Origin of the sequence: Phytopseudomonas seleniipraecipitans, from assembly GCF_900102335.1 — a bacterium.
Classification (GTDB): Bacteria; Pseudomonadota; Gammaproteobacteria; order Pseudomonadales; family Pseudomonadaceae; genus Aquipseudomonas; species Aquipseudomonas seleniipraecipitans.
Window position 1 is genome coordinate 30,618 of the sequence record NZ_FNBM01000012.1, and the last position, 21,635, is coordinate 52,252.

The window sequence follows — 21,635 nt, forward strand, 5'->3', positions numbered from 1 at the left end:
TACCAAACCTATTACCGCTACAGCTGGCGATTTACCGGCAGCCGAGCTGCCCATCCACTCAATCGAACATCCCATCGAGCCAGATAGTGCGCCGCGCGCGGTAATAGTCCGCGCCGGCCGAGGAAATCACCATGTCCGTAGCCGTCAATTCCCGCTCCACCGCCAAGCCCGCTGATCTGCACCTGGTCACTACGCCGCCCCGCCGCCACACCTCGCCCCTGCCCAGCGCCCTCCAGCTGCGCGAAGAACTGCCTCTCCCTGCCGCCCTGGCGCGCCAGGTACAGCAACAGCGCCACTCGATCCGCGCCATTCTTGATGGTCATGACCCGCGCCTGCTGGTGGTGGTCGGCCCCTGCTCCCTGCACGACGATGCCGCCGTACTCGAATACGCCGAACGCCTGGCTACCCTGAGCCAACGCGTGGGGGATCGTCTGCTGCTGGTGATGCGCGCCTATGTCGAAAAGCCGCGCACCACGGTGGGTTGGAAGGGCCTGGTCTATGACCCGGCGTTGGATGGCAGCGGCGACATGGCCGAGGGGCTGCGCCGCTCGCGGCAGCTGATGCTGCGCATGCTGGAGCTGGGTCTGCCACTGGCCAGCGAGATCCTCCAGCCGCTGGTGGCCGGCTACTTCGACGACCTGCTCGGCTGGGCGGCGATTGGCGCACGCACCAGTGAATCCCAGGTGCACCGCGAGCTGGTCAGCGGTCTGGAGATGCCGGTGGGCTTCAAGAACGGCACCGACGGCAGCCTCGGCATCGCCTGTGACGCCATGCGCTCGGCAGCCCATGCCCACCAGCACTTCGGTGTCGATGGCCATGGCCGCCCGGCACTGGTACACACCCACGGCAATCCGGACACCCACCTGGTGTTGCGCGGCGGCCACGCTGGGCCGAACTATGACGCCACCAGCGTCGCCGCTGCCCGCGCCGAGCTGGAGCGCCAGGGCATCGCGCCACGGATCATGGTCGACTGCAGCCATGCCAACAGCGGCAAGAACCCAATGCGCCAGCCCGAGGTGCTGAGCAGCGTGCTCGACCAGCGCCTCGCTGGCGACGGCGCCCTGCGTGCGGTGATGATCGAAAGCCACCTGTTTGACGGCGCTCAAAGCCTCGGCGGCGAGTTGCGCTACGGCGTCTCGATCACCGACGGCTGCCTCGGCTGGACGGGTACCGAACGCATGCTGGTAGACGCTGCCATCCGCATGCGCCACTTGGTCTGACCGCCCGTAGCCTGGCGTTGAGCGAAGCGATACCCAGGGCGTCCTCGCGGGTATCGCTACCTCTGGTACTGCCAGCCTACCTCGATCCACTGCAGCCGGTCGGTGATCGCCAAGGCCTCGATGAACGCCGCGTCATGGGACACCACGATCAGCCCCCCACGATATTCTCGCAGCATGCCTTCGACGGCCAGCAACGAGTCGAGATCGATATGGTTGTCCGGCTCGTCGAGCAGCAGCAATGGCGCTGCCGGCTGACCATCAATGACCCCGGCAAGCGCCAGCTTCAGGCGTTCACCGCCGCTGAGCCGTGCGCAAGGAAGCAGCCCCCGCTGGGTATCCAACCCCAGGTGCCTCAGGCGCGCACGGGCGACGGCTTCCGGCAACCCTGGATTGCAGCGACGCAGGTGATCCAGTGCTGAATGCGCGGCGTGCAGGCAGGACAGCCGCTGGTCCAGATAAGCCAGCGGCACCTCGATCCGGCATTCGCCCGCCGCCGCAGCGCGTTGGCCCGCGAGTATCGCCAATACGGTCGATTTCCCGCAGCCATTGGGCCCGGTGATCGCCAGCCGGCGCGGGCCGAACAACTCGATATCCGGCAGGCCGGCGCCCGAGAACGGCAGGCGAACGCCCTGCAGGCTGAGAATTCGTTTACCGTCGGGCAGGTTGGGCAACGCACCGTGCAGGCTTATCACCTGCTGCTCGTCGACCCGGGCTGCGGCTTCTCGCACCGCGTCATCGAACCCGCTACGCGCCTCGCTGCGCCGCTGCTGCAGCCGCCCGGCGCTGGCTTCGCTGCGGTTCTTCTGGCGATTCACCAGGATCTGCGCCTGGTTGCTATCCCGCGCGCTTCGCGCCCCGCTGGCGGCACGGCGCTGCTGGCGTTGCTGCTGCACGTGCAACTCCCGTTCGCCTCGTTTGCGCTCGGTGCGGGCGTGCTCCAGCGCCTGCTGGGCGGCCTGCCGTTCACGCAACAGACAGTCTCGATAGACGCTGTAATTGCCGCCATAGGCGCGCAGCCCGCCTGGCGATAATTCGACGATACGCTGCATGCCGTCGAGCAGTTCACGGTCATGGCTGATCACCAGCAACCCACCCGGCCACTGCTGCAGGCGCCGATAGAGGCGCTGGCGGCTGGCCTGGTCCAGGTGGTTGCTGGGCTCATCGAGAATCAGCAGATCGGCACCGCTGAGAAACACCCCGAGCAGCGCCACACGCGTGCGCTCGCCACCGCTGAGCAGGGCGGCCGGGGTTTGCGGGTTTAGGTGGCCAAGGCCGTCGTCGTGCAACGCCGCGTGCAGCCGTTCGGCAATATCCCACCGGCCTTCGAGCGTCTCGATATCGTCCTCGCCCATGCGCCCCTCGGTCACCCGACACAGTGCATCGAACGGCGCAGCGAAGCCCAGCAGGTCAACCACCCGAGCGCCTTCCGGCTCCTCGATATCCTGGGGCAAATAGGCAACCTGTGCCTGCCGCACGATACGCCCTTCAGTAGGCGGCAACAGGCCAGCGAGCAGGCGGCCGAGCACGCTCTTACCGGCACCGTTGCGCCCTACCAGGCCGGTATGCCGGGCATCGAAGGTTTCGCTCAGTTCATCGAACAGAGTCTGACCATTGGAGAAATGAAAGGACACGCGCTCGAGCGCGATAACAGGCGGGTTCGTCATGGATGACTCCAGGCAATGCCGTGAAAACGCGAGGCACAAGGCCACGGCGGACCATCACAGGTCGTGCGGACACGACGGCATTACTGGCGCATTGGACGAAACTCCAGAAGGGAATGAACGGCCAGGGTAAACCTGGGCAAGCCACGGGGCAACCCGCGAAGCCAATGGGCTGAGCGCAGCGGTTCCCGGAAGATCGCCCCTGGGTATCGCCTCGCTCAACGCCAGCTACGGGCGTTTTCAGCTTTCTTCGCTGTCGATAAGCATATTTTCCAGCGCTTCGCGGTACGCGCCAGGCTCCTGCCACATGCCGCGCTGCTGGGCTTCGAGCAGGCGCTCGATGATGTCCTGCAGGGCGCCGGGGTTGTGCTGCTGGATGAAATCGCGGGTGTCTCGGTCCATCAGGTAGGCGTCGGTGAGCAGCGCGTACTGATGGTCATCGACCAGCTCGCTGGTGGCGTCGAAGGCGAACAGGTAGTCGATGGTCGCAGCCAGTTCGAAGGCACCCTTGTAACCGTGGCGCTTCATGCCTTCGATCCACTTCGGGTTGGCCGCGCGGGCGCGCACCACGCGGCCGAGCTCCTGCTTGAGGGTGCGGATGCGCGGGGTGTCCGGTTGGCTGTTGTCGCCAAAGTAGCTGGCCGCCTTGCCGCCGCGCAGGGTCTCCACCGCCGCCAGCATGCCGCCCTGGAACTGGTAGTAGTCGTTGGAGTCGAGGATGTCGTGCTCGCGGTTGTCCTGGTTGTGCAGCACCGCCTGCAGACGCTCCAGGCGCTCGGCGAACTGGCCCCGCGCAGGTGTGCCTTCGCTGCCTTTGCCATAGGCGTAGCCGCCCCAGTTCAGGTACACCTCGGCGAGATCCGCACGGCTTTCCCAGAGGCGCTCCTCGATGGCGTTCTGCACGCCTGCACCATAGGCGCCGGGCTTGGAGCCGAAGATTCGCCAGCCGGCCTGACGCCGCGCCTCGAGTTCGTCCAGCCCGCCATCCTGCAGCGCCAGGGCTTCTTGCCAGACGCGGGCGGACAGCGGGTTCATGTCCGGCGACTCGTCCAGGTCGGCGACCGCCTGTACGGCGTCATCGAACAGGCGGATCAGGTTGGCGAAGGCGTCGCGGAAGAACCCGGACACCCGCAGGGTCACGTCGACCCGAGGGCGCCCTAGCTGCTTGAGTGGCAGCACTTCGAAGCGCTCGACCCGCTGGCTGCCCGCCTGCCACACCGGGCGCACGCCCATCAGCGCCATGGCCTGGGCGATATCATCGCCGCCGGTGCGCATGGTCGCGGTGCCCCACACCGACAAACCGAGCTGGCGCAGGTGATCGCCTTCATCCTGCAGATGGCGTTCGAGCAGACGATCCGCAGCCTGCACACCGAGGCGCCAAGCCGTGGGCGTAGGCAGATTGCGCACATCCACGGAATAGAAATTGCGCCCGGTGGGCAGTACATCGAGCCGTCCTCGGCTGGGTGCACCGCTGGGGCCGGAGGGCACGAAGCGCCCATCAAGGGCATCGAGCAGGCCGTGCATCTCGGCATCACCACAGGCATCGAGCAGCGGCGCGATCTGCCGGCGCAGGCTGTACAGGACGGTATCGCTCGCCGGCCCGATGGCATCCAAACACGTGCCATCGATGAGGGCCAAGCCAAGCAACTCCAGGCGCTCACGTGTGTCACCAAAACTGCGCCAGGGTTCTTCGCTCAGGCCAATCAGAATCTCAGGACGCGGGCCGGTCCACGGCGCAGCCATATCGCAATCGAGGGGATCGAAGTCGAGTGCCAAGTCATGGGCCAGCGCACGCAGCAGGCTGGCGTTGCCGCCTTGACCGTCACCGCGCGGAATGCGCAGCAGTGCCAGCAAGGTGTCGCGGCGCAGCGTGCCGGTCGGCGATTCGCCGAACACATGCAGGCCGTCGCGAATCTGCGATTCCTTGAGGTCGCACAGGTAGGCGTCGAGCTGCGGCAGCCAACTGGCGGGGTCGTCGTTGAGCTGCAGGCCCAGTTCACGGTCCAGGCTGGCCTCGCGCACCTTGTGCAGGATCTCTCCGCGCAGCTCACTGGCACGGCGCAGGTCGAGCTGGCTGGCGTCGTAGTACTCATCGGCCAGCCGCTCCAGATCGCGCAGCGGGCCGTAGCTCTCGGCGCGGGTCAGCGGTGGCATCAGGTGATCGATGATCACCGCTTGGGTGCGGCGCTTGGCCTGGGCGCCTTCACCGGGGTCGTTGACGATGAACGGGTAGATGTTCGGCAGCGCACCGAGGATCAACGTTGGCCAGCAGCTCTCGGACAGGCCGACGCTCTTGCCCGGCAGCCATTCCAGGTTGCCGTGCTTGCCGACATGGATCACCGCCTGGGCCGCGAACACCTGGCGCATCCAGAAATAGAACGCCAGGTAGCCGTGCGGCGGCACCAGGTCGGGGTCGTGATAGACCGCCGCCGCATCGACCTGATAACCCCGCGCCGGCTGGATGCCGACAAAGGTCAGGCCGAAGCGCAGGCCGGCGATCATCAGCCGGCCGTCGCGGAACATCGGGTCGTTTTCCGGTGCGCCCCAGCGCTCCAGCACCGCCTGACGATTGGCTTCGGGCAGGGCCGCGAAGAAACGCTGGTAGTCATCAACCGCCAGGCTTTGCGCGCAGGGCCGCAGGTCAAGGTTGTCGAGGTCGTTGGTCACGCCACCGAGCAACTGATGGATCAGTGCGGTACCGCTGTCCGGCAAGGCGTCGACCGGGTAACCCTGCTGTTGCAGGGCCTGGAGAATGTTCAGCGCCGCCGCTGGCGTGTCCAGGCCCACACCGTTGCCGATGCGGCCGTCGCGGGTCGGGTAGTTGGCCAGCACCAGTGCGACACGTTTTTCGGCTGCGGGTGTGCGCTGCAGGGCACACCAGCGGCGCGCCAGTTCGGCGACGAAATCCATGCCGGGCAGGTGCGCGCGGTAACAGACCACGTCGCTCTGGCTGCGCTCGCTGCGAAAGGCCAGGCCCTTGAAGCTGATCGGCCGGGTGATCAGCCGGCCGTCTAGTTCCGGCAGCGCAATGTGCATGGCCAAGTCCCGCGGGCCGAGGCCCTGGGCGCTGCCTTGCCACTGCTCTTCGCTGTCCAGCGCACAAAGCGCCTGCAGCACCGGCACATCACGGCGGAACGGCCGCGCCTGGGGCGACTCGGGATTGGACTGCGCGAAGCCGGTGGTATTGAGGATCACACTCGCGCTGGTTTCATCCAGCCAGTCCTCGACCTGCGCCAAGCAGGCAGCCTCTTTGAGGCTGGCGACGGCGATGGGCAGCGGATTGAGGCCCTGGGCCTGCAGCCGCTGGCAGAAGGTGTCGACGAATGCGGTGTTCGCGGCCTGCACATGGGTGCGATAGAACAGCAGCGCCGCCACGGGCGCATCAGGCACCCAGTCGGCGCGCCAGTCCTGCAGCGAGGCGTTGCCGGTACGCGGGTGATAGAGGCCGACCCGGGGCAGCGCCTTTGGCTCGTCCCAGGTGTACTCACGATCCAAGTAGCGATTGGCGATGCAGTGGAAGAACTGCCGCGCATTGTCCACGCCGCCTTGGCGCAGGTACTGCCAGAGGCGTTCGGCGTCCTCGGCGGACACGGTGCCCAAAGCGGTCAGCTCGGGGTCGGGATTGTCGCAGCCAGGTACCAGGATCAGCGTTTTGCCTTGCCCGGCCAGTTCCACCAAACGCTCGATACCGTAGCGCCAATAGCTCACGCCGCCGTGCACGGAAATCATGATGACCTTGGCGTGCTGCAGCACCTTCTCGACGTAGAAATCCACCGAGGCGTTGTTGCCCAGTTGCGCCGGGCTGGCCAGGCGCAGGCTGGGGTAGTCGTCGGGCAGATGACGCGCCACTTCGGCCAGCAGCGACAGGTGCGAATCACCGGTGCACAGCACCACCAGCTCGGCGGGCGTCTGGCCGAGGTCGGCTATGCTGTCGGCCGGCAGCGACTGGCCGGGCTGGGTGCGAAGCAGGTGCATGGGGTCGGCCTAGATCGTTGCCCGCGCGCTGACAACTGCCAACGCGCGGGCCAAGAGTGTCACACCAGGGCGGCTTTCAGCTCGCTGGCGATGGCAGTGTGATCGAGCGCCTGGCCGATCACGATCAAGCGGGTAATCCGCGCTTCATCGGCCTGCCAGGCGCGGTCGAAATGCTTGTCGAAGCGCAAGCCCACACCTTGCAGCAGCAGGCGCATGGGTTTATTCGGCACGGCGACGAAGCCCTTGATGCGCAGAATGCCGTGGCGCGCCACCACTTCCTTCAGCGCGGCTAGCAGGCGCCCCTCATCGGTTTCCGGTAGTTCCACGTGGAACGAGTCAAATGCATCGTGATCGTGGTCTTCATCTTCGTTGTCATGGTGGGTCTTGCGGCCGTCGATATGCAGCTCGGTCTCGCTGTTAAGACCCAGCAGCACGTTAAGCGGCAACGAACCGCCATGGGCCTCCACTACCTTGACCGCTGGCGGCAGCTCCTCACCAACTTCCGCACGCACCGCCGCCAGCGCATCGGCATCGAGCAGGTCGGCCTTGTTGAGAATCACCAGGTCGGCGCTGGCCAGTTGGTCGGCGAACAGCTCATGCAACGGTGATTCATGATCGAGGTTCGGGTCCAGCTTGCGCTGGGCATCGACCTGATCGGGGAAGGCTGCGAAGGTGCCAGCGGCTACGGCCGGGCTGTCGACCACAGTAATCACCGCATCGACGGTGCAAGCGTTGCGGATTTCCGGCCAATTGAAGGCCTGAACCAAGGGTTTGGGCAGAGCCAGGCCGCTGGTTTCGATGAGAATGTGGTCGAGGTCGCCACGGCGCGCCACCAGTTCGCGCATTACCGGGAAGAACTCTTCCTGCACGGTACAGCACAGGCAGCCGTTGGCCAGCTCATAAACCCGGCCGTTGGCTTCTTCCTCGGTGCAGCCGATGGTGCACTGCTGGAGGATCTCACCGTCGATACCCAGTTCGCCGAACTCGTTGACGATCACCGCGATACGACGACCCTCGGCATTTTCCAGCATGTGGCGCAGCAGGGTGGTCTTACCGGCACCGAGAAAGCCGGTAACGATGGTAACGGGAAGTTTGGCGAGCGTTTTCATGGAGGCCCCTGGCGTCTGGAGAAACGGCGAGCGGGCAATAGGATGGCAAGCGCCAGCCAGAGCTGGTGCGAAGGCATCACCGGATCACCCCGCCCGGTTGTCGAAAGCGTTTACCGAGGCAGGTCTCCTGGCTCACAGGTCATGGCGCGTAGCCGGCCTTCCCGGTTTCCCAGTGGCGATTGGCGATGCGCTCGCTGCTTACAGTTGCGGGGGCAGCCACGGCTTGCCGTGTTCCCTCTTAGCTCCACGCGAGTGGAGAACCTCGAAAGACGCAAGGCTACGCAGAGCCTGCGACACGGTCAATCACGAGCTGACCCGTAACATATTGACGCATCTGCCGCTTCATGGTGTTCTTGCGCGGTTGTTTCAGGTGCCTCACGCCGCCGTGCGTGAGGTGAAACGGGAAGCCGGTTCGAGTCCGGCGCTGCCCCCGCAACGGTAAGCGAATGCCAGGATCGTTTTGGCCACTGTGCGACAGCATGGGAAGGCCGATCCTCATCACTGCACAGTGATCATCGCAAGCCCGGAGACCGGCCTGAATCGTTCGTTTGGCAACCCGCGGTGGGCGGGCACGCGCCGATAGCTGCCTGCTATTGCGGGCCGTCTCGCTGCGTCCCTGTGCACCGTTCACCTCATTCAGAAGGTCACGATAATGCCCAGCAGCGTTCTGTCGTCCGCCACGCCGTCCTCCCTTTCCCTGTCCCAGCGCATCGTGCTGGCCATCGGCAGTTGCCTGCTCGGCAGCGTGTTGATCTTCTTCGCCGGCTTCTCACACGTCGAAGCCCTGCACAATGCCGCTCACGATACCCGGCATAGCGCCGCGTTCCCGTGCCACTGAGGACGCCAAGATGATCAAGCGCATCGCCCAGACCGCAGGCTTCGCCGGCCTGTTCGCCGCCATCGTGCTGACGCTGCTGCAGAGCCTGTGGGTCACCCCATTGATCCTGCATGCCGAGACGTTCGAAGGCGCAGAGCCTGCCGCCCTTGTGGAACACAGCCACGATGCCATCGGCGTCGCCCACGACCACGGCAGCGCCAGCGGCCATAGCCACGACGGTGAAGCCTGGGCACCGGATGACGGCTGGCAGCGCCTGCTATCCACAGGGCTGAGCAACCTGGTGGTCGCCGTCGGCTTCGCGCTGATGCTGGCAGGCCTATTCACCCTCCGTGCGCCCGAGAAAACCTGGCAGGGCCTGCTGTGGGGCCTGGCCGGTTTCGCCACCTTCGTACTCGCGCCCTCGGCCGGGCTACCTCCTGAGCTGCCAGGCACCGCCGCCGCCGAGCTGGTGCTGCGCCAGTACTGGTGGATCGGCACCGCGGCTTCGACCGCGGCTGGTCTGGCACTGTTGGCATTTGGCAGCCACTGGCTGCTACGCATCCTCGGCGTGCTTATCCTCGCCCTGCCCCATCTGGTCGGCGCGCCTCACCCGGCGGCTCACGAAAGCCTTGCACCGCAGGCGCTGGAGCAAGAATTTATCCTCGCCTCGCTGCTGACCAACGCCGCGTTCTGGGCAGTACTGGGGCTGGTTGCCGCCTGGTTCCACGGCCGCAAGCAGCACGTGTGAGCGAGCGCCCAATTCTCGTCGCCGGCCTGGGTTGCCGGCGCGATTGCTCGCTGGGTGAGCTGCTGGCCTTGCTCGACAGCACGCTGGCCGAGCAGGGCTCGAGCACTGCCGAGCTGACGGCCCTGGCCAGCAGCGCACACAAGGTCGATGAGCCGGGATTGCTGCAATTGGCCGAGCACCTGGGCTTGCCCATCAGCTTCCTGCCCGCCGATGTGCTGACGGGTTACCATGCGCGCCTGAGCCAACGTTCGGCCATCGCCCAACGTGTTACCGGCAGCCCGAGCGTTGCCGAAGCCAGCGCCCTGGCCTTGGCCGAACGCTTGAGCAATCGACCTGCACGCCTGTGGATAACCAAGCGCAAGAGCGCCAACGCCACACTGGCTGTCGCTAGCATCGAGTGCTAGAACCGCCCTGGTGTAGGAGCGTCGACCTCGGCGCGAAAATGGCAGCCTCGCCGCAATACGGTATCGCTCACGCCATTCGCCGTGGGGTCGCGGCTCCTACAATGGATTGCGGCACACCACCACTCGCGTAGGAGCGTCGACCTCGGCGCGAAAATGGCAGCCTCGCCGCAAAACGGCGTCGTTAAAACCATTCGCCGCGAGGGCGCGGCTACGGAAAGGAGATCGCCGAGTTATGCGCAGATTCGCTGAGATGCATCGCTCATATTCATCCCTGTCGCGTACGACCCCAGGAACCCCATGACCGTCTATTTCATCGGCGCCGGCCCCGGCGACCCCGAGCTGATCACCGTGAAGGGCCAGCGTCTGATTCGTTCCTGCCCGGTGATCCTCTTCGCCGGCTCCCTGGTGCCAGAGGCCGTGCTCGACGGCCATCAGGCCAGTCTGGTGGTGAATACCGCCGAGCTGCACCTGGATGAAATCATCGCCCTGCTACGCGCCGCCGAAGCACGCGGTGAGGACGTGGCACGGGTGCACTCCGGCGACCCGTCGCTGTATGGCGCCATCGGTGAGCAGATTCGTCACCTGCGGGCCCTCGGCATCCCCTTCGAAATCATTCCCGGCGTTACCGCGACGGCGGCCTGCGCGGCGCTGCTGGAAAGCGAGCTGACCCTGCCTGACGTCTCGCAGACGGTGATTCTCACCCGCTACGGCAGCAAATCACCGATGCCCGCTGGCGAGCAGTTGCACGACCTGGCGCGTCACGGCGCGACGATGACCATCCACCTGGGCGTGCCGCACCTGGCCGAGATCGTTGCCGAACTGCTGCCGCACTATGGCGCCGATTGCCCGATCGCGGTGGTGCACCGCGCCAGTTGGCCGGATCAGGACTGGGTGCTCGGCACCCTGGCCGATATCGAAGCGAAGGTCAGCGCCAAGGGCTTCCGACGTACCGCGCTGATCCTCGTCGGCCGGGTGCTGAATACAGAGGACTTCGCCGATTCGGCGCTCTACCGTGAAAGCCATCGCCATCTGTTCAGGGCCGGCGCTGCAGACGATACAGACTCTCGCTGACCTTGCCGCGCTGCTTGGCAATGACGATCTGCCCGCCCAGCGCCGCCAGCCGGGCATTGAGATCACCGGCGTACAGCTGCTTGAGGAAGGTCGCATAAGCCGCTGTATCGGCCTGCCCGGCCAACCACTGGTGCAGTGTCGGTAGCCGAAAGCTCCACGCCGCTTCGCAGCATTCGAAGCCGGCGTCACGCAATTGCCCGATCATCGACCGGTCGCCTTTCAGCACCCCTGCACAGGTGAGGTAAAGCGCTTCGCGCCAGTCACTCATCCGGGCTCTCGGCCACTGGCAGCTCGATACGGAAACAGGCACCGCTCTCCTGGTTGCTCACGCTGAGCTTGCCGCCCATCTGGTTGACCAATCCATAGCTGACCGACAACCCCAGGCCTGTGCCCTTGCCCACCGGCTTGGTGGTAAAGAACGGATCGAACACCCGGTCCAGTAGCAGTGGATCGATACCACCGGCGTTATCCTGAACCCGCACGATCACCATGCTTTCGCTGACCTCGCTGCGTATGACGATCCGCGGCTCCAGTTCGGGATTCTTCTCGCGTGCGCTGAGCGAGGCGTCCTTGGCATTGACCAGCAGGTTGATGATCACCTGCTCGAGCTGATCGGCATGCCCGCGCACTTGCGGTGAGCCGCAGAGGTCGAGAATCAGCTCGATGTTGCCCGCCAACTCGCCTTCGCGAATCAGGGTCAGTGCGCCTTCGACCGCCTCATCAGGGCTGAACAGATCGCCCTCCACTTCCGACCGACGCCCGAAAATTCGCATGTGGTTGACGATTTTCGCCGCGCGGGTGATCTGCTGCTCGATACGCCCCAGCTTGTTCTTCAAGTAGTCGGGATTGGCCGAGCCGTTCTCGACGCCCTTCAAGGTGTTGGTCAGGGCAATGCGCATGACGTTGAGCGGCTGGTTGATCTCGTGGGCCAAGCCGGTGGCCATCTCGCCGAGGACCGCCATCTTCGCGCTCTGGTTGAGCATCTGCCGGGCCTTCTGCAGTTCCGTGTCGTCGCGCCCAAACGCCTGGATTTCCAGGAGCTTGCCACGCTCGTCGAACACGCCGCGCTCGGCCAGCACCCACCAGATGTGTTCACGACCCGGCAGGTCCATGCGTACCAGCGCGGTGGTAACCGGTTCGTCAGGGGTGAGTTGGCGATGCCGCTCGCGAAACTGGATCATTTCCTGTGCCGACAGGTAAGTCGCCAGGCTCGTGCCCGGTAGGTTGTCCTGGCGAATACCGAGGTACTGCGCCAGCGGCCGGTTGGCGTAAACAAGCGTGAGGTCGGGGCGGTACCGGCAGATGATCGCCGGTGAGTCCTCGACCAGGATGCGGTAGCGCTCTTCGCTCTCACGAACGCGCTCGGCCGCCTGAGCGGCGTCGGTGACGTCGAGGCACAGGCCGACCGCCTCGACGGGGATGCCGCGTTCATCGCGCAGTAGCTTGGCCTCGTCCTGCAGCCAGTGGTAACGCCCGTCGCGGTCGATCAGGCGGTAACGGCAGCTGGCCGCGCCCTGGCTCAGCAAGGTACGGATGTGTGCAAAGTAGATATCCCGATCATCCGGGTGGATGAAGTCGGCCATGCTGCGTTGCACGAAATCCTCCAGCGTCCAGCCCAGCAGTGCGCTGCTGCTGTCGCTGCAGAAGACCGGCACGAAGGCGCCCTCTTCGTAACGGTTCACATAGATCAGCGCTGGCGCGCTGGCAACCAGGCTCTTCAGGCGTGTGGTCGCCGCATCGGCCTCGACTTCCTTGAGCTTCATGTCGTTGATGTCGAGCACCGCGCCGACGATCCGCCGCTGGCCGTTGGCATTGAGAATGCGCGTGTGGATACGGAACCAGCACTGCGCATCGTCGCAATCGCGCAGGCGCACCACCTGCTCGAATGCCCGACCGCTCAGCTCGGCATCGCCCAGGCGAATACGAAATTCGTCGCGGTCCGCCGGGCTGAGCAGTTCCAGCCAGTCGGCCAGCGTCGCCGGGGATTGCGCATCGAAACCAAAGCGCTGCAGCAGGCTCGGCGCCAGCAGGAACGCGCCGCTGCGCGGCATGTATTCCCACCAGCCGGTACCCAGCAGGTTCTGCAAAATATCCAGACGTTCGCCATGCACCTTGCGCGCCTGCTCATCGAGACGCTGCAACAGCGGCGCAGCGACATAAGCGAATAGATCCAGCCAGTCCCGGGTGTTGAGCTCGGGCATGCTCTGGTGCGCGATGTACGGTGAACACAGCAACCAGGCGCGAATGCCCTGATAGTCGGCGTAGGGCACCAACCAGACCGAATCGGCGGCGTGCCATTCGGTGGCGTCCGATCCACCGCGTAACCACTGCACGGGCTGATCGCCGGGATACTGTTGCAGCTCGCGCGGTAAGTGCTGCCCGTCCGCCCAGAATACGGGGGTCTGCGCGTCACGGTAATGGCCGACGATCTGCCAGCCACCGCGTGACGCATCCGGCAAGGCCAGCGCGACGCACGCGAGCCGCAACGCCTGCGCCATCGCGCCCAGCCACTCCTGGGCATGCCTGGGGAACTCGACACGTTCAGCGCCTCGCACGCTCTGCGCCACACTGCTGATTTGTGAAAAAGCCTGCAGGCGTTGCTCGCAGGCGTGCAAGCGGGCCAGGAAGTCCCCGACCTCGAACGCCTGCAACGACCAGCCCTGCTGCTCGGCCTTTAGCCAGCCGCGGGTATGCAGAATGCTGCCATCCCGGGTGACGAAGGAAAGGTCGAGCGTCTGCTGCACGAAAGCCGCCAGGTCAGTCGCCAGGTAACGGCTCTGGCCATGCAGCAACTGCTCCAGTGGCAGCACCTGCGACACCGCGATCGGCAGCCGGTACGAGAGACTGCCGGAGACTTCAAACACGCGGCCCAGCGCGTCGATGGAGAGATTCAGGCATGGGCTGTTGGCAGACACCGGAGCGGGTGCCGCGGCTTCCTCCACTGCGAGCGGCGTTTCCGGGTCACGCTTGAACCAATCCTTGAACACTTGCATTGTCCAGCCCACCTACCATGATTAGCGCCGCAGACGGATCGAATCCGTCATGTGATCGGGCCGTAAAGCCCACCTCGAGAAACGACTACGTGTGGCATCCATGAACTACATCATAGTGCTGTGCTGGCTTTGCGCTTGTGCGCTGCAAGACGCTCAACAGCGCAAGATCGCCAATCTGCTCACCTTGGGCGGCCTGGCTGTCGCGCTGCTGCACCTGCTGTGGTCAGGCAGCAGCCTCACCGGCGCCAGCCCCGCCGCCGCAGCATTAGGTATGGCCGCGGCGGGCCTGCTGTCGCTGCCCGGCTACCTGACACGCAGCATGGGCGCCGGCGACGTGAAGATGCTGATAGCGCTCGGTGCGGCCAGCGATGCGCTGCACGTACTGCTCAGCGTGATCGGTGCGGCGCTTGTGTTGGTCGCCTGGGTCATCTTGGTACGCGCTTGCCCCGCCATAGCGCAGGCCATTCCCCGGCGCATGGTGTTCCTCAGATCACCCCACGCCAAGGACCACCCCTACGCACCATTCCTGCTTCTCGGTTTCGCATTTACTACGCTGTGGCTTATTACCCAATAAAAAATAGAGTCCGCAATAAATGACAATGTAATTCCTCTTATTACAGAAGCCTTATTACAGACCTGTAATCATCGAAATACCCGACGCAATGACGGAATTTGTACAACTTTGACTGCAAGTTAGGGCATAGCTATGCTGAGCTTTCTGTGTGCCTCAACTCAGAGAAGCGTTTGCATGAGTATTACCCAGCCACTGCGGATAATGGTCGTCGATGACGAGCCGGCAATTGTCGAGGAACTCGCGGAGTTTCTGGAACAGCTCGGCTACGGCGTCACTGCCTGTCACACCACAGAGGATGCACTTCGAGCCTTTCAGCAGGATGAGGCCATTGGCATCGTTCTGAGCGACATGCACATGCCCGGACTCACTGGCGTGCAGCTGATGGGCGAATTGGCTCGCCTTTGCCGCTCCGGACGGCTCTACGAAACCGCTATATTCACCGGTAGCAGCGATAAGCAGGATGTGGTTCTGGCTTTGCGCGCCGGGGTCTCCGACTACTACCAGAAGCCGGTGAACCTCGACGAGCTGCAGGCGGGTGTGAAACGGCTTCAAGAGCGCGTCGAACAGCAAATGAAAGAGCAGCAGATTCGCCAGCGTATTCAGGATCTGGCTGCCTCACTGCATGAAATGCACAGTGATCTGGTGCCGGCCAAACCGAGAAAAACCGATGTGCAGATGACCACGCCCGCTGATGTGATCCCGGAACCCTTCGACAAGCTCTCAAGACGGCAGCTGGCGGTCGCGCAGCTTATCGCCAAAGGGATGACTAATTACCAGATATCCTGTGAATTGGGTATTACCGAAAATACCGTCAAACTTTATGTTTCGCAGATACTGCGACTGACCCGCGTACACAACCGCACGCAACTCGCACTGTCTTACCCTTCTCACGCGTAAAGTTTGTAAGGGCCGGGTATAACATTGCTCAAGAAGTTATATGTGGCGACAGGTTGCGCTCAACAATTAATAAAGGCCGAAAAAAGCCAGCGGCGCTTTCCGGCCATATCTCGCTATTCGCCCAGTTCTCCACCGACATCCTGATCGAAGTATTCGGGTATAGGATGGTTATGGCTATCCAGCCATCGCTTCAGCGCCAACTCTCGTTCCGTGGGCGTTGAGGTCTGCGGGTGAGACGAGGCCAGTTGACCCTCGCGCTGCACACGCAGCCAGTACCCCGTCTGCGTCTCTGCGTCATTGCCAGTCAGCCCGCGCTCCTCGCCTTGACCCGCCGCAAACGTCGCCAATGGAAAACACGCCGCCAGCGCACAGCTAACGATCATCCGGTTCATGGTGCTCTCCTGTGTTTACCGTTATGCCGTCACTAGCTGTGCCATCAGTTGGTGCTGGTGGGCTCGACGCGCACAAAACCACCATCGTCCGGGACAATCAGACGGCCCGGACGCATCTCGATTACCGCGCCGCCCTGGCTCGCGGGCGCAACTGCGGCCACTGGTGCAGCAGATGCTCTTACAACCGGCGTGGCTGGTGCCGCTGCCGGCGTCGCAGGCTGGCTGGCGACTACAGATGCAGCTGCCACTGGGCGCGGCGCCGCAGCTGCCGGTGCGGCGGCCATGACAGGTGCCCGCACAACCGGCGCGACTGGTGCCGCTGCCGACGTCGCAGGCTTGCTGGCGACTACCGGTGCAGCTGCCACTGGGCGCGGCGCCGCAGCTGCCGGTGCGGCGGCCACGACAGATGCGCTAGTCACAGCTACCGCGGGGGTTGGGGTTGATGTTGGTGCAGGTGCCGAGGGCGCTTTGACAGCGGCTACAGGCGCGGCAGCAGATACTGGCGCGGCTGGCGGTTTCGCCGCCGTGCTGGCCATCGACAACGGCACCACTGGGGTCGGACGAAAATTGGACAGCTGCGGGGCGGGCACGCCGTGGGATTTCGGCGCTGGCGCCACAGGCGGGGTGGGTGTGCGCGTTGCTGTCGGCGCAACCGTTGGCTGAACGACCGGCCGTGTTGCTGTCACTGCAGTAGCTGCTGCAGCAGGCTTCGGCGCAGGAACCGGAGCGGGTGCGGTCGCGGCAACTGCAGGCGCAACCACCGGCTTGGCTGCCGGTATCGGAGCCACACGAACCTCTGCGGCCTTGACCGGTGGGACTACAACGGCAGCTGGGCTTTGCGCAGCCCCCTGGGCGGAGGCAGGTGCAACCTGCGCAGCCGGGGCCTTGCCGACAGCGCCACCGAGCTGACCACGCAACGCATTGGCGCGATCTTCAGCGGTGCGCAGCTGGTTGGCCGAAAAGCCCATGCGCTCGGCCAAGGCATTGGCTTGCGGCAACATGCCCTGGTAAATCAGCAAGGTCAGCAGATTCAATGCCGGTTGTTGCTCAGCCTCGTTCAGCTCCAACGCCGTCAGCAGCTCGAAGCGTGCTTCATCCAGGCGTCCAAGGTTCATGTACACCACACCCAGGTCATTGCGGATGGTGTCGCTGGTCGGATCCAGGCTGGCGGCCAGGCGCAGATGAGTCAGCGCCTCGTCATAACGACCCTGTGCGCTGGCAAGCTGGCCCAGGCCATGCTCGCCCTGAGCCTTGAGGCAGGTGTTGACCAGGCTGGCGTAAAGCGCCTTGGCTTCCGGGCGATTAAGCGAACGCAGGATACGCGCCTTGTTCAAGCGTGCCTGGGGCAGGCTCGCAGGCAGGCGTTCCAGATTGGCCAGCGCTGCGTGCAAGCGCCCTTCATCAGCGGTTTTCTGCGCCAGATTCAGGGTCAGTTCCTGCTCTTGTGACAGCGGCGCACAAGCCATCGGAATCGGCTCTGCTTTATTGGTCAACCAGGGAGACGGAGCCTGGCTGCTTGCGCATCCACTCAACAGACCCATCATCCCTACCAAGGTCACTACACGCTTCATCTCATTTCCCCTAAAGCCCCGACGATTGCAATGAATCCGGGCCCCGCCAATACGATCAACAATGCCGGAAACAGAAACACCATCATGATGACGGACATCTTGCCGGATAACTTGGAAACTCTTTCTTCGAGAGCCGTATGGTGCCGATCATCGATCAGCTCTTTGAGCCGCAGTAACGAGGCCATGGCTCCGCCGCCCTGGACGATAAGCTGATCAAGGATCACTACGCAATCGGTGACCTCATAGACTTCCAGAAGCGCGGCCATGTCACGTAATTCACGGCCTAATTCGAGCCCCGCATCGACGCGAGCGAGCACCTGCCGCAGCTCGCTGCTGAGGTGCGGCAGGATGCGTTCCGACTCCTTGCTGAGTACGCGCAGCCCCTGCTCGACAGTCATGCCGACATCAAAGAGGATGCGCAACAACGGGATGAAGGTCGTCACCTCCTCGGCCAGGCGCTCTTGCCGGTCTTTCGCCGCCCAGGCCAGCCAGCGCTTGGGCAGCAGGTAGCCGATGCCCAGCGCGAACACCGGCGCCAGCCATACGGGTTGTGGCGGCTTGCTCATCAGTAGCTGCACGATCACCACCAGCAGCAACAAAACGACCGGGGTACCCAGCTGAATCGCCGAGAACATCGCCTGCTGGCTGCGCTTGCGCCAGCCCAGGCGGTTGAGCAGCTGCAGCGTTTCGCTATCCATGCTCAGCGTGCGCCGGCCCAACGAGCTGCCGCCGATGCCACGGATCACGCCGCCACCGGAAGCCCGCGGTGCCGTTCCCATACGCTGACTGAACTGGCGCCGTGCCCGCAGATCACCATACGCCAGGTACAGAAACAGCAGTGCCAGCAGCAATTGCAGCAGTGCGCTGAGCAGCAACAGGCCACTCATCACAGGCTCCTCAACATGCGCCAGAGCGACACGCTGCCGAGCGCCTGCAGCACGAACGCCAACAGCAGCACCATCCGCCCGGTCGACTCGTGCCACATGCCCAACATGAACTGAGGGTTGGTGACGAAAATGTAGCAGGCCAGGCCCAGCGGCAGCCCGCCCATCACATAGGCGCTGATGCGCGTCTCGCCGGTCAGCGCGCGCAGCTTGCGAGCACTCTGTTCGCGCTCGCGAATCAGCCGGATCAGGTTGTTCAGCAACTCAGTGCTGTTGCCGCCGTAACGCTGGTTGACCCGCACCCCGAGGGCCAGCACCTGAAATTCATCACGCTCGTAAAGGTCGGCAAAATCCTGCAGGGCGTCGCCCAAGCCCATGCCGCGCTGCACATTGCGACGGGTTCGCGCCATGGCGCCACGCAAAGGCTCAGGCGCGGTTTCCATGGCCAGCATCAGCGCATCACCCAGCGCCCTGCCGGATTTCAGGCTGCGAATAACGTGATCGAGGAAGATTGGCAGCCGTTCGATCATCCGCTGCACCCGCCGCCGATAACGCAGCGCAATGAACAAGCGGCCCAGGAACAGCGGTAGCAGCAACATGATCAGCAGGCCGAGCCAATGCCCGAGGATCAATCCCATCAAGCCCCCGAGCAGCCAGGTGAACAGCCACAGGCCGAGCCCTTGCCGCGGTTTGCTGAAGCCGGCGCGCAGGAACAACTTATCCACATAACCCATGGAAAGTGCCTGCAAGGGTTGCGGCTGATCGATCAGCAGGCGCTGCATGACCTGCTCGGAAGCCGCCTTCGCGCGCCCTTTACGCAGCATCAGCAGGCCCACCCCAAGCAGAGTCAGGCAGATCGCTCCCAGCAGCAACGGTGCGTTCATCTACACGTTCCTTGGCTCAGGCCGCATTCAATCGCGACGCATCTTGTGTCCGGCCGGGTTCGGCGCATCACGGCAGAAGGTGCCGGTGCCGCTGCGGTCGAGACGAAACAGGGTGTTGGTCACGTACTGGTCCTCGCGCAGGCCCAGCACCTCGACGACCTCGCTGACGCAACGACGGCCATCGGGCATGCGAGTCAGCTGGATCACCACATCCAGGGCCGCGCAGATCATCTGCCGCAAGGTGCGCTCGGCGACCTTGGCACCTGAGAAACCCACCAGCGTTTCCAGGCGCAGCAAGGCGTCCTGCGCATTGTTGGCGTGCACGGTGCTCATCGAGCCATCATGACCCGTGTTCATCGCGGTGAGTACGTCGAGCACCTCGGCGCCGCGGATCTCACCCAGCACAATCCGGTCCGGACGCATGCGCAGTGCGTTGCGCACCAACTCGCGCGCACCCACTTCGCCATAGCCCTCAGCATTCGGCGGGCGGGTTTCCAGGCGCACCACGTGGTCGTGGTTGAGTCCAAGCTCGGCGGTGTCCTCGATGGTAACAATGCGCTCGCGTGGGTCGATCATCTGGCTGAGCATGTTCAACAGCGTGGTTTTACCGGTGCCGGTGCCGCCGCTGACCATGATGTTGCAGCGACGCCGGACCATCAGCTCCAGGCAGGTCAACATGGCCTGGTCCAGCGAGTTACTCGCCAGCAAGTCGGCACTGCGCAGCATGTCCTTGCGGAACTTGCGCACCGAGATGCAAGGCCCATCCAGGGCCACCGGTGGGATGATCGCGTTGATGCGGCTGCCATCGGGCATCCGCGCATCGACCATCGGCGACGACTCGTCAAGACGCCGCCCCACGGGCGCCAGAATGCGCTGGATCACCCTCAGCACGTGCTGATCATCGATGAAGCGCAGGTCGCTGAGTTGAAGTACGCCTGCGCGCTCGATGAACACCCGATGCGGGCCGTTGACCAGAATTTCGGTCACGCTTTCGTCCTTGAGCAGGATCTCCAGCGGGCCGAAGCCGGTCAGTTCATCCACCAGCTCTTCGGCCAGGCGATCCACTTCATACCGGGAGATAGCGATCTGCCGGCGGCTGACGTACTCGCTGACTTGCTCAAGCACGAACATGGCGAGCGCTGTCCGGGTGCCCTCTAGCAGGTTCTCGCTCTTTTCTTCCAGTGCGTCGATCAGGTAGCGGTGCAACACCGGTTTGAGGTCGTGCACACCCACTCTGCCGCCATCGCCGCCGAACACGCCGATACTCATGATTTGCTCCTCAATAACCGCTGCCACCAGCGTCTGGAGCCGCCCTGCTTGCGCTCGACAACGCCATTGGCGAGCGCCAGGAGCGCCTGGGTAAGGCTGTCGCGAGGGGCGAATTGATACAGCGGAACGCCCTCATTCTTGGCCCTCAGCCGCGTAACCGGGCTCAATGGCAAACCTCCCTCGAGCGGCAGCGCGAACGTTTTGCTCAGCTCCTCCAGCCCGGGCGCCACGCCCGACTGATAGCGGTCGACCAGCAACCGGGCATGGTCGAGTTTGATGCCCTTGCCACGCCAGGTCGCCAGCAATGTCAGGTTACGTCGGCAGTTCGGCACGCTCTGGTCGATGCACCAGAACAGTCGCTGGGCATGCGTTGAAAAAGAGCGCAGACCATCGCTGTCCGGCTGGCCGCAGAGGTTCACCACCACGTGCTGGAAATGTTGGCGCAGGCTGCCGAGCAGCAGAAACAGCTCACCGAGACTGAAGCGTTCGAGGGCATCATCATCCGGACCGTGCGGCAGCAACCGTAGCCCATCGGGATGACGGGCAAAGGCGCTCTCGATCAGATTCGAATCGAGGCGACGAATATTGCGCAACGCATCGCCGAAGCAGAATGACGACTCCAGCCCGAACAACTCGAGGCTTTCGCCCCGCGGTACGCCCAGGTCGATGAACAAAGTGCGCTCGCCGCGCGCCTGAACTTGCAGGGCGAGGTGCACGGCCAGCAGAGCCGCATCGGCATCGGGCTGCAGCCCATAGAGCAGCGTCAGCTCGGCCTGATCGCGGGACGGCGGTAGATGCGGCAGGCGCTGCGTCAGGCGTCGAACCAAGCCCAGCACCTCGCTGCTGCGCGAGCCGTAGGCGATGAAGTCGCGAGCCCCTGCGCGCATGGCATTGAGCACCAACTGATTGTCCAACCCGTCCCCCAAGGCGACCACCACCACCATCGGCCGCACATCGAGTAGCGCCTCGATCAGCGCGCACTGAGTGGTCTGTCCCTCGCGGCTGAGGCCGATGAACACCAGGCAACTGCCGGTCATGTCCATCAAACTGAGCACTTCATCGAGGGTCTCGCCGACATTGAGTACCTGACCCTGACCGGCCAGTGCGGCCTGCAGCCATTCCAGGTCCTGCTTACGACGAGTCTGCGCGAGAAAAGTCTGTTCCAT

The 21,635-nt window shown here is 64.1% G+C and carries 18 protein-coding genes and 2 riboswitches; of the genes, 7 read left to right on the plus strand and 11 right to left on the minus strand.

The features are described 5' to 3' along the window. Positions 1-131 precede the first annotated feature (131 nt). Positions 132-1,220: a 3-deoxy-7-phosphoheptulonate synthase gene (locus BLS60_RS20295; RefSeq protein ID WP_092371774.1), complete on the plus strand. Its 1,089-nt coding sequence runs from the start codon at positions 132-134 to the stop codon at positions 1,218-1,220. A 56-nt stretch (positions 1,221-1,276) separates the two neighbouring features. On the opposite strand, the gene BLS60_RS20300 is transcribed toward BLS60_RS20295, so the two are convergent. The 3 genes from BLS60_RS20300 to cobW form a co-directional block, all read right to left on the minus strand. Then, positions 1,277-2,884 carry an ABC-F family ATP-binding cassette domain-containing protein gene (locus BLS60_RS20300; RefSeq protein ID WP_092371776.1) on the minus strand — a complete coding sequence of 536 codons (1,608 nt, stop codon included), beginning with the start codon at positions 2,882-2,884 and terminating at the stop codon, positions 1,277-1,279. A 237-nt stretch (positions 2,885-3,121) separates the two neighbouring features. Further along, positions 3,122-6,856: a cobaltochelatase subunit CobN gene (cobN, locus tag BLS60_RS20305; protein ID WP_092371778.1), complete on the minus strand. Its 3,735-nt coding sequence runs from the start codon at positions 6,854-6,856 to the stop codon at positions 3,122-3,124. 59 nt (positions 6,857-6,915) lie between these two features. Further along, positions 6,916-7,965, minus strand: coding sequence for a cobalamin biosynthesis protein CobW (gene cobW / locus BLS60_RS20310; RefSeq protein WP_092371780.1), 1,050 nt, complete (start codon positions 7,963-7,965; stop codon positions 6,916-6,918). Positions 7,966-8,065: 100 nt separating this feature from the next. Continuing rightward, a riboswitch (cobalamin riboswitch) is annotated at positions 8,066-8,245 on the minus strand. Between the two features lie 71 nt (positions 8,246-8,316). Beyond that, a riboswitch (cobalamin riboswitch) is annotated at positions 8,317-8,518 on the plus strand. Positions 8,519-8,617: 99 nt separating this feature from the next. Here cobW and BLS60_RS20315 point away from each other — a divergent pair. From BLS60_RS20315 to cobM, 4 genes are all read left to right on the plus strand, one after another. Further along, positions 8,618-8,803: a CbtB domain-containing protein gene (locus tag BLS60_RS20315; RefSeq protein WP_070882369.1), complete on the plus strand. Its 186-nt coding sequence runs from the start codon at positions 8,618-8,620 to the stop codon at positions 8,801-8,803. Between the two features lie 10 nt (positions 8,804-8,813). Next, on the plus strand, positions 8,814-9,530 hold the full coding sequence (locus BLS60_RS20320) for a CbtA family protein (RefSeq protein WP_092371782.1): 717 nt from the start codon (positions 8,814-8,816) through the stop codon (positions 9,528-9,530). After that, entirely contained in the window at positions 9,527-9,934 is a 408-nt protein-coding gene (locus BLS60_RS20325; RefSeq protein ID WP_070882371.1) for a cobalamin biosynthesis protein, read from the plus strand. Before BLS60_RS20320 ends, BLS60_RS20325 begins: the two co-directional genes overlap by 4 nt. Positions 9,935-10,231: 297 nt before the next feature. Continuing rightward, positions 10,232-11,005, plus strand: a complete 774-nt coding sequence (gene cobM / locus BLS60_RS20330; protein ID WP_092371784.1) for a precorrin-4 C(11)-methyltransferase — start codon at positions 10,232-10,234, stop codon at positions 11,003-11,005. Here the strand turns inward: cobM and BLS60_RS20335 are convergent. Both BLS60_RS20335 and BLS60_RS20340 read right to left on the minus strand, forming a co-directional pair. Further along, positions 10,968-11,273 carry a hypothetical protein gene (locus BLS60_RS20335; protein ID WP_092371786.1) on the minus strand — a complete coding sequence of 102 codons (306 nt, stop codon included), beginning with the start codon at positions 11,271-11,273 and terminating at the stop codon, positions 10,968-10,970. The two genes, cobM and BLS60_RS20335, sit on opposite strands and share 38 nt — an antisense overlap. After that, positions 11,266-13,998, minus strand: a complete 2,733-nt coding sequence (locus BLS60_RS20340) for a PAS domain-containing sensor histidine kinase (RefSeq protein ID WP_070882374.1) — start codon at positions 13,996-13,998, stop codon at positions 11,266-11,268. Before BLS60_RS20340 ends, BLS60_RS20335 begins: the two co-directional genes overlap by 8 nt. Before the next feature lie 100 nt (positions 13,999-14,098). On the opposite strand from BLS60_RS20340, the gene BLS60_RS20345 reads away from it, so the two are divergent. Both BLS60_RS20345 and BLS60_RS20350 read left to right on the plus strand, forming a co-directional pair. After that, entirely contained in the window at positions 14,099-14,572 is a 474-nt protein-coding gene (locus BLS60_RS20345; RefSeq protein ID WP_092371787.1) for a prepilin peptidase, read from the plus strand. 174 nt (positions 14,573-14,746) lie between these two features. Beyond that, positions 14,747-15,469: a response regulator transcription factor gene (locus BLS60_RS20350; protein WP_092371789.1), complete on the plus strand. Its 723-nt coding sequence runs from the start codon at positions 14,747-14,749 to the stop codon at positions 15,467-15,469. A gap of 113 nt (positions 15,470-15,582) precedes the next feature. Here the strand turns inward: BLS60_RS20350 and BLS60_RS20355 are convergent, their stop codons facing one another. Genes BLS60_RS20355 through BLS60_RS20380 form a run of 6 tightly spaced genes read right to left on the minus strand, consistent with a single transcriptional unit; the run spans position 15,583 to position 21,635 of the window. Beyond that, the gene (locus BLS60_RS20355) at positions 15,583-15,861 is read right to left on the minus strand and encodes a DUF3613 domain-containing protein (RefSeq protein WP_244153448.1); all 279 of its coding nucleotides are present in this window, start codon (positions 15,859-15,861) and stop codon (positions 15,583-15,585) included. A gap of 44 nt (positions 15,862-15,905) precedes the next feature. After that, positions 15,906-17,432: a tetratricopeptide repeat protein gene (locus BLS60_RS20360; RefSeq protein WP_092371791.1), complete on the minus strand. Its 1,527-nt coding sequence runs from the start codon at positions 17,430-17,432 to the stop codon at positions 15,906-15,908. Further along, complete coding sequence (locus tag BLS60_RS20365; protein WP_092371793.1) at positions 17,429-18,319, minus strand: type II secretion system F family protein; 891 nt, start codon at positions 18,317-18,319, stop codon at positions 17,429-17,431. Before BLS60_RS20365 ends, BLS60_RS20360 begins: the two co-directional genes overlap by 4 nt. Beyond that, the gene (locus BLS60_RS20370; protein WP_092371795.1) at positions 18,319-19,200 is read right to left on the minus strand and encodes a type II secretion system F family protein; all 882 of its coding nucleotides are present in this window, start codon (positions 19,198-19,200) and stop codon (positions 18,319-18,321) included. The genes BLS60_RS20365 and BLS60_RS20370 overlap by 1 nt, the downstream gene beginning before the upstream one ends. A 27-nt stretch (positions 19,201-19,227) precedes the next feature. Beyond that, positions 19,228-20,469 (minus strand): TadA family conjugal transfer-associated ATPase, encoded by a 1,242-nt coding sequence (locus BLS60_RS20375; protein WP_070882381.1) that lies wholly within the window; start codon positions 20,467-20,469, stop codon positions 19,228-19,230. Next, positions 20,466-21,635, minus strand: a complete 1,170-nt coding sequence (locus tag BLS60_RS20380) for a CpaE/TadZ family protein (protein ID WP_070882382.1) — start codon at positions 21,633-21,635, stop codon at positions 20,466-20,468. The genes BLS60_RS20375 and BLS60_RS20380 overlap by 4 nt, the downstream gene beginning before the upstream one ends.

Bases quoted from the DNA above. Each gene is read 5' to 3' on its own strand.
- BLS60_RS20295 (WP_092371774.1), top strand. From the start codon at position 132: ATGTCCGTAGCCGTCAATTCCCGCTCCACCGCCAAGCCCGCTGATCTG.
- BLS60_RS20300 (WP_092371776.1), bottom strand. From the start codon at position 2,884: ATGACGAACCCGCCTGTTATCGCGCTCGAGCGCGTGTCCTTTCATTTC.
- cobN (WP_092371778.1), bottom strand. From the start codon at position 6,856: ATGCACCTGCTTCGCACCCAGCCCGGCCAGTCGCTGCCGGCCGACAGC.
- cobW (WP_092371780.1), bottom strand. From the start codon at position 7,965: ATGAAAACGCTCGCCAAACTTCCCGTTACCATCGTTACCGGCTTTCTC.
- BLS60_RS20315 (WP_070882369.1), top strand. From the start codon at position 8,618: ATGCCCAGCAGCGTTCTGTCGTCCGCCACGCCGTCCTCCCTTTCCCTG.
- BLS60_RS20320 (WP_092371782.1), top strand. From the start codon at position 8,814: ATGATCAAGCGCATCGCCCAGACCGCAGGCTTCGCCGGCCTGTTCGCC.
- cobM (WP_092371784.1), top strand. From the start codon at position 10,232: ATGACCGTCTATTTCATCGGCGCCGGCCCCGGCGACCCCGAGCTGATC.
- BLS60_RS20335 (WP_092371786.1), bottom strand. From the start codon at position 11,273: ATGAGTGACTGGCGCGAAGCGCTTTACCTCACCTGTGCAGGGGTGCTG.
- BLS60_RS20340 (WP_070882374.1), bottom strand. From the start codon at position 13,998: ATGCAAGTGTTCAAGGATTGGTTCAAGCGTGACCCGGAAACGCCGCTC.
- BLS60_RS20345 (WP_092371787.1), top strand. From the start codon at position 14,099: ATGAACTACATCATAGTGCTGTGCTGGCTTTGCGCTTGTGCGCTGCAA.
- BLS60_RS20350 (WP_092371789.1), top strand. From the start codon at position 14,747: ATGAGTATTACCCAGCCACTGCGGATAATGGTCGTCGATGACGAGCCG.
- BLS60_RS20355 (WP_244153448.1), bottom strand. From the start codon at position 15,861: ATGAACCGGATGATCGTTAGCTGTGCGCTGGCGGCGTGTTTTCCATTG.
- BLS60_RS20360 (WP_092371791.1), bottom strand. From the start codon at position 17,432: ATGAAGCGTGTAGTGACCTTGGTAGGGATGATGGGTCTGTTGAGTGGA.
- BLS60_RS20365 (WP_092371793.1), bottom strand. From the start codon at position 18,319: ATGAGTGGCCTGTTGCTGCTCAGCGCACTGCTGCAATTGCTGCTGGCA.
- BLS60_RS20370 (WP_092371795.1), bottom strand. From the start codon at position 19,200: ATGAACGCACCGTTGCTGCTGGGAGCGATCTGCCTGACTCTGCTTGGG.
- BLS60_RS20375 (WP_070882381.1), bottom strand. From the start codon at position 20,469: ATGAGTATCGGCGTGTTCGGCGGCGATGGCGGCAGAGTGGGTGTGCAC.
- BLS60_RS20380 (WP_070882382.1), bottom strand. From the start codon at position 21,635: ATGGAACAGACTTTTCTCGCGCAGACTCGTCGTAAGCAGGACCTGGAA.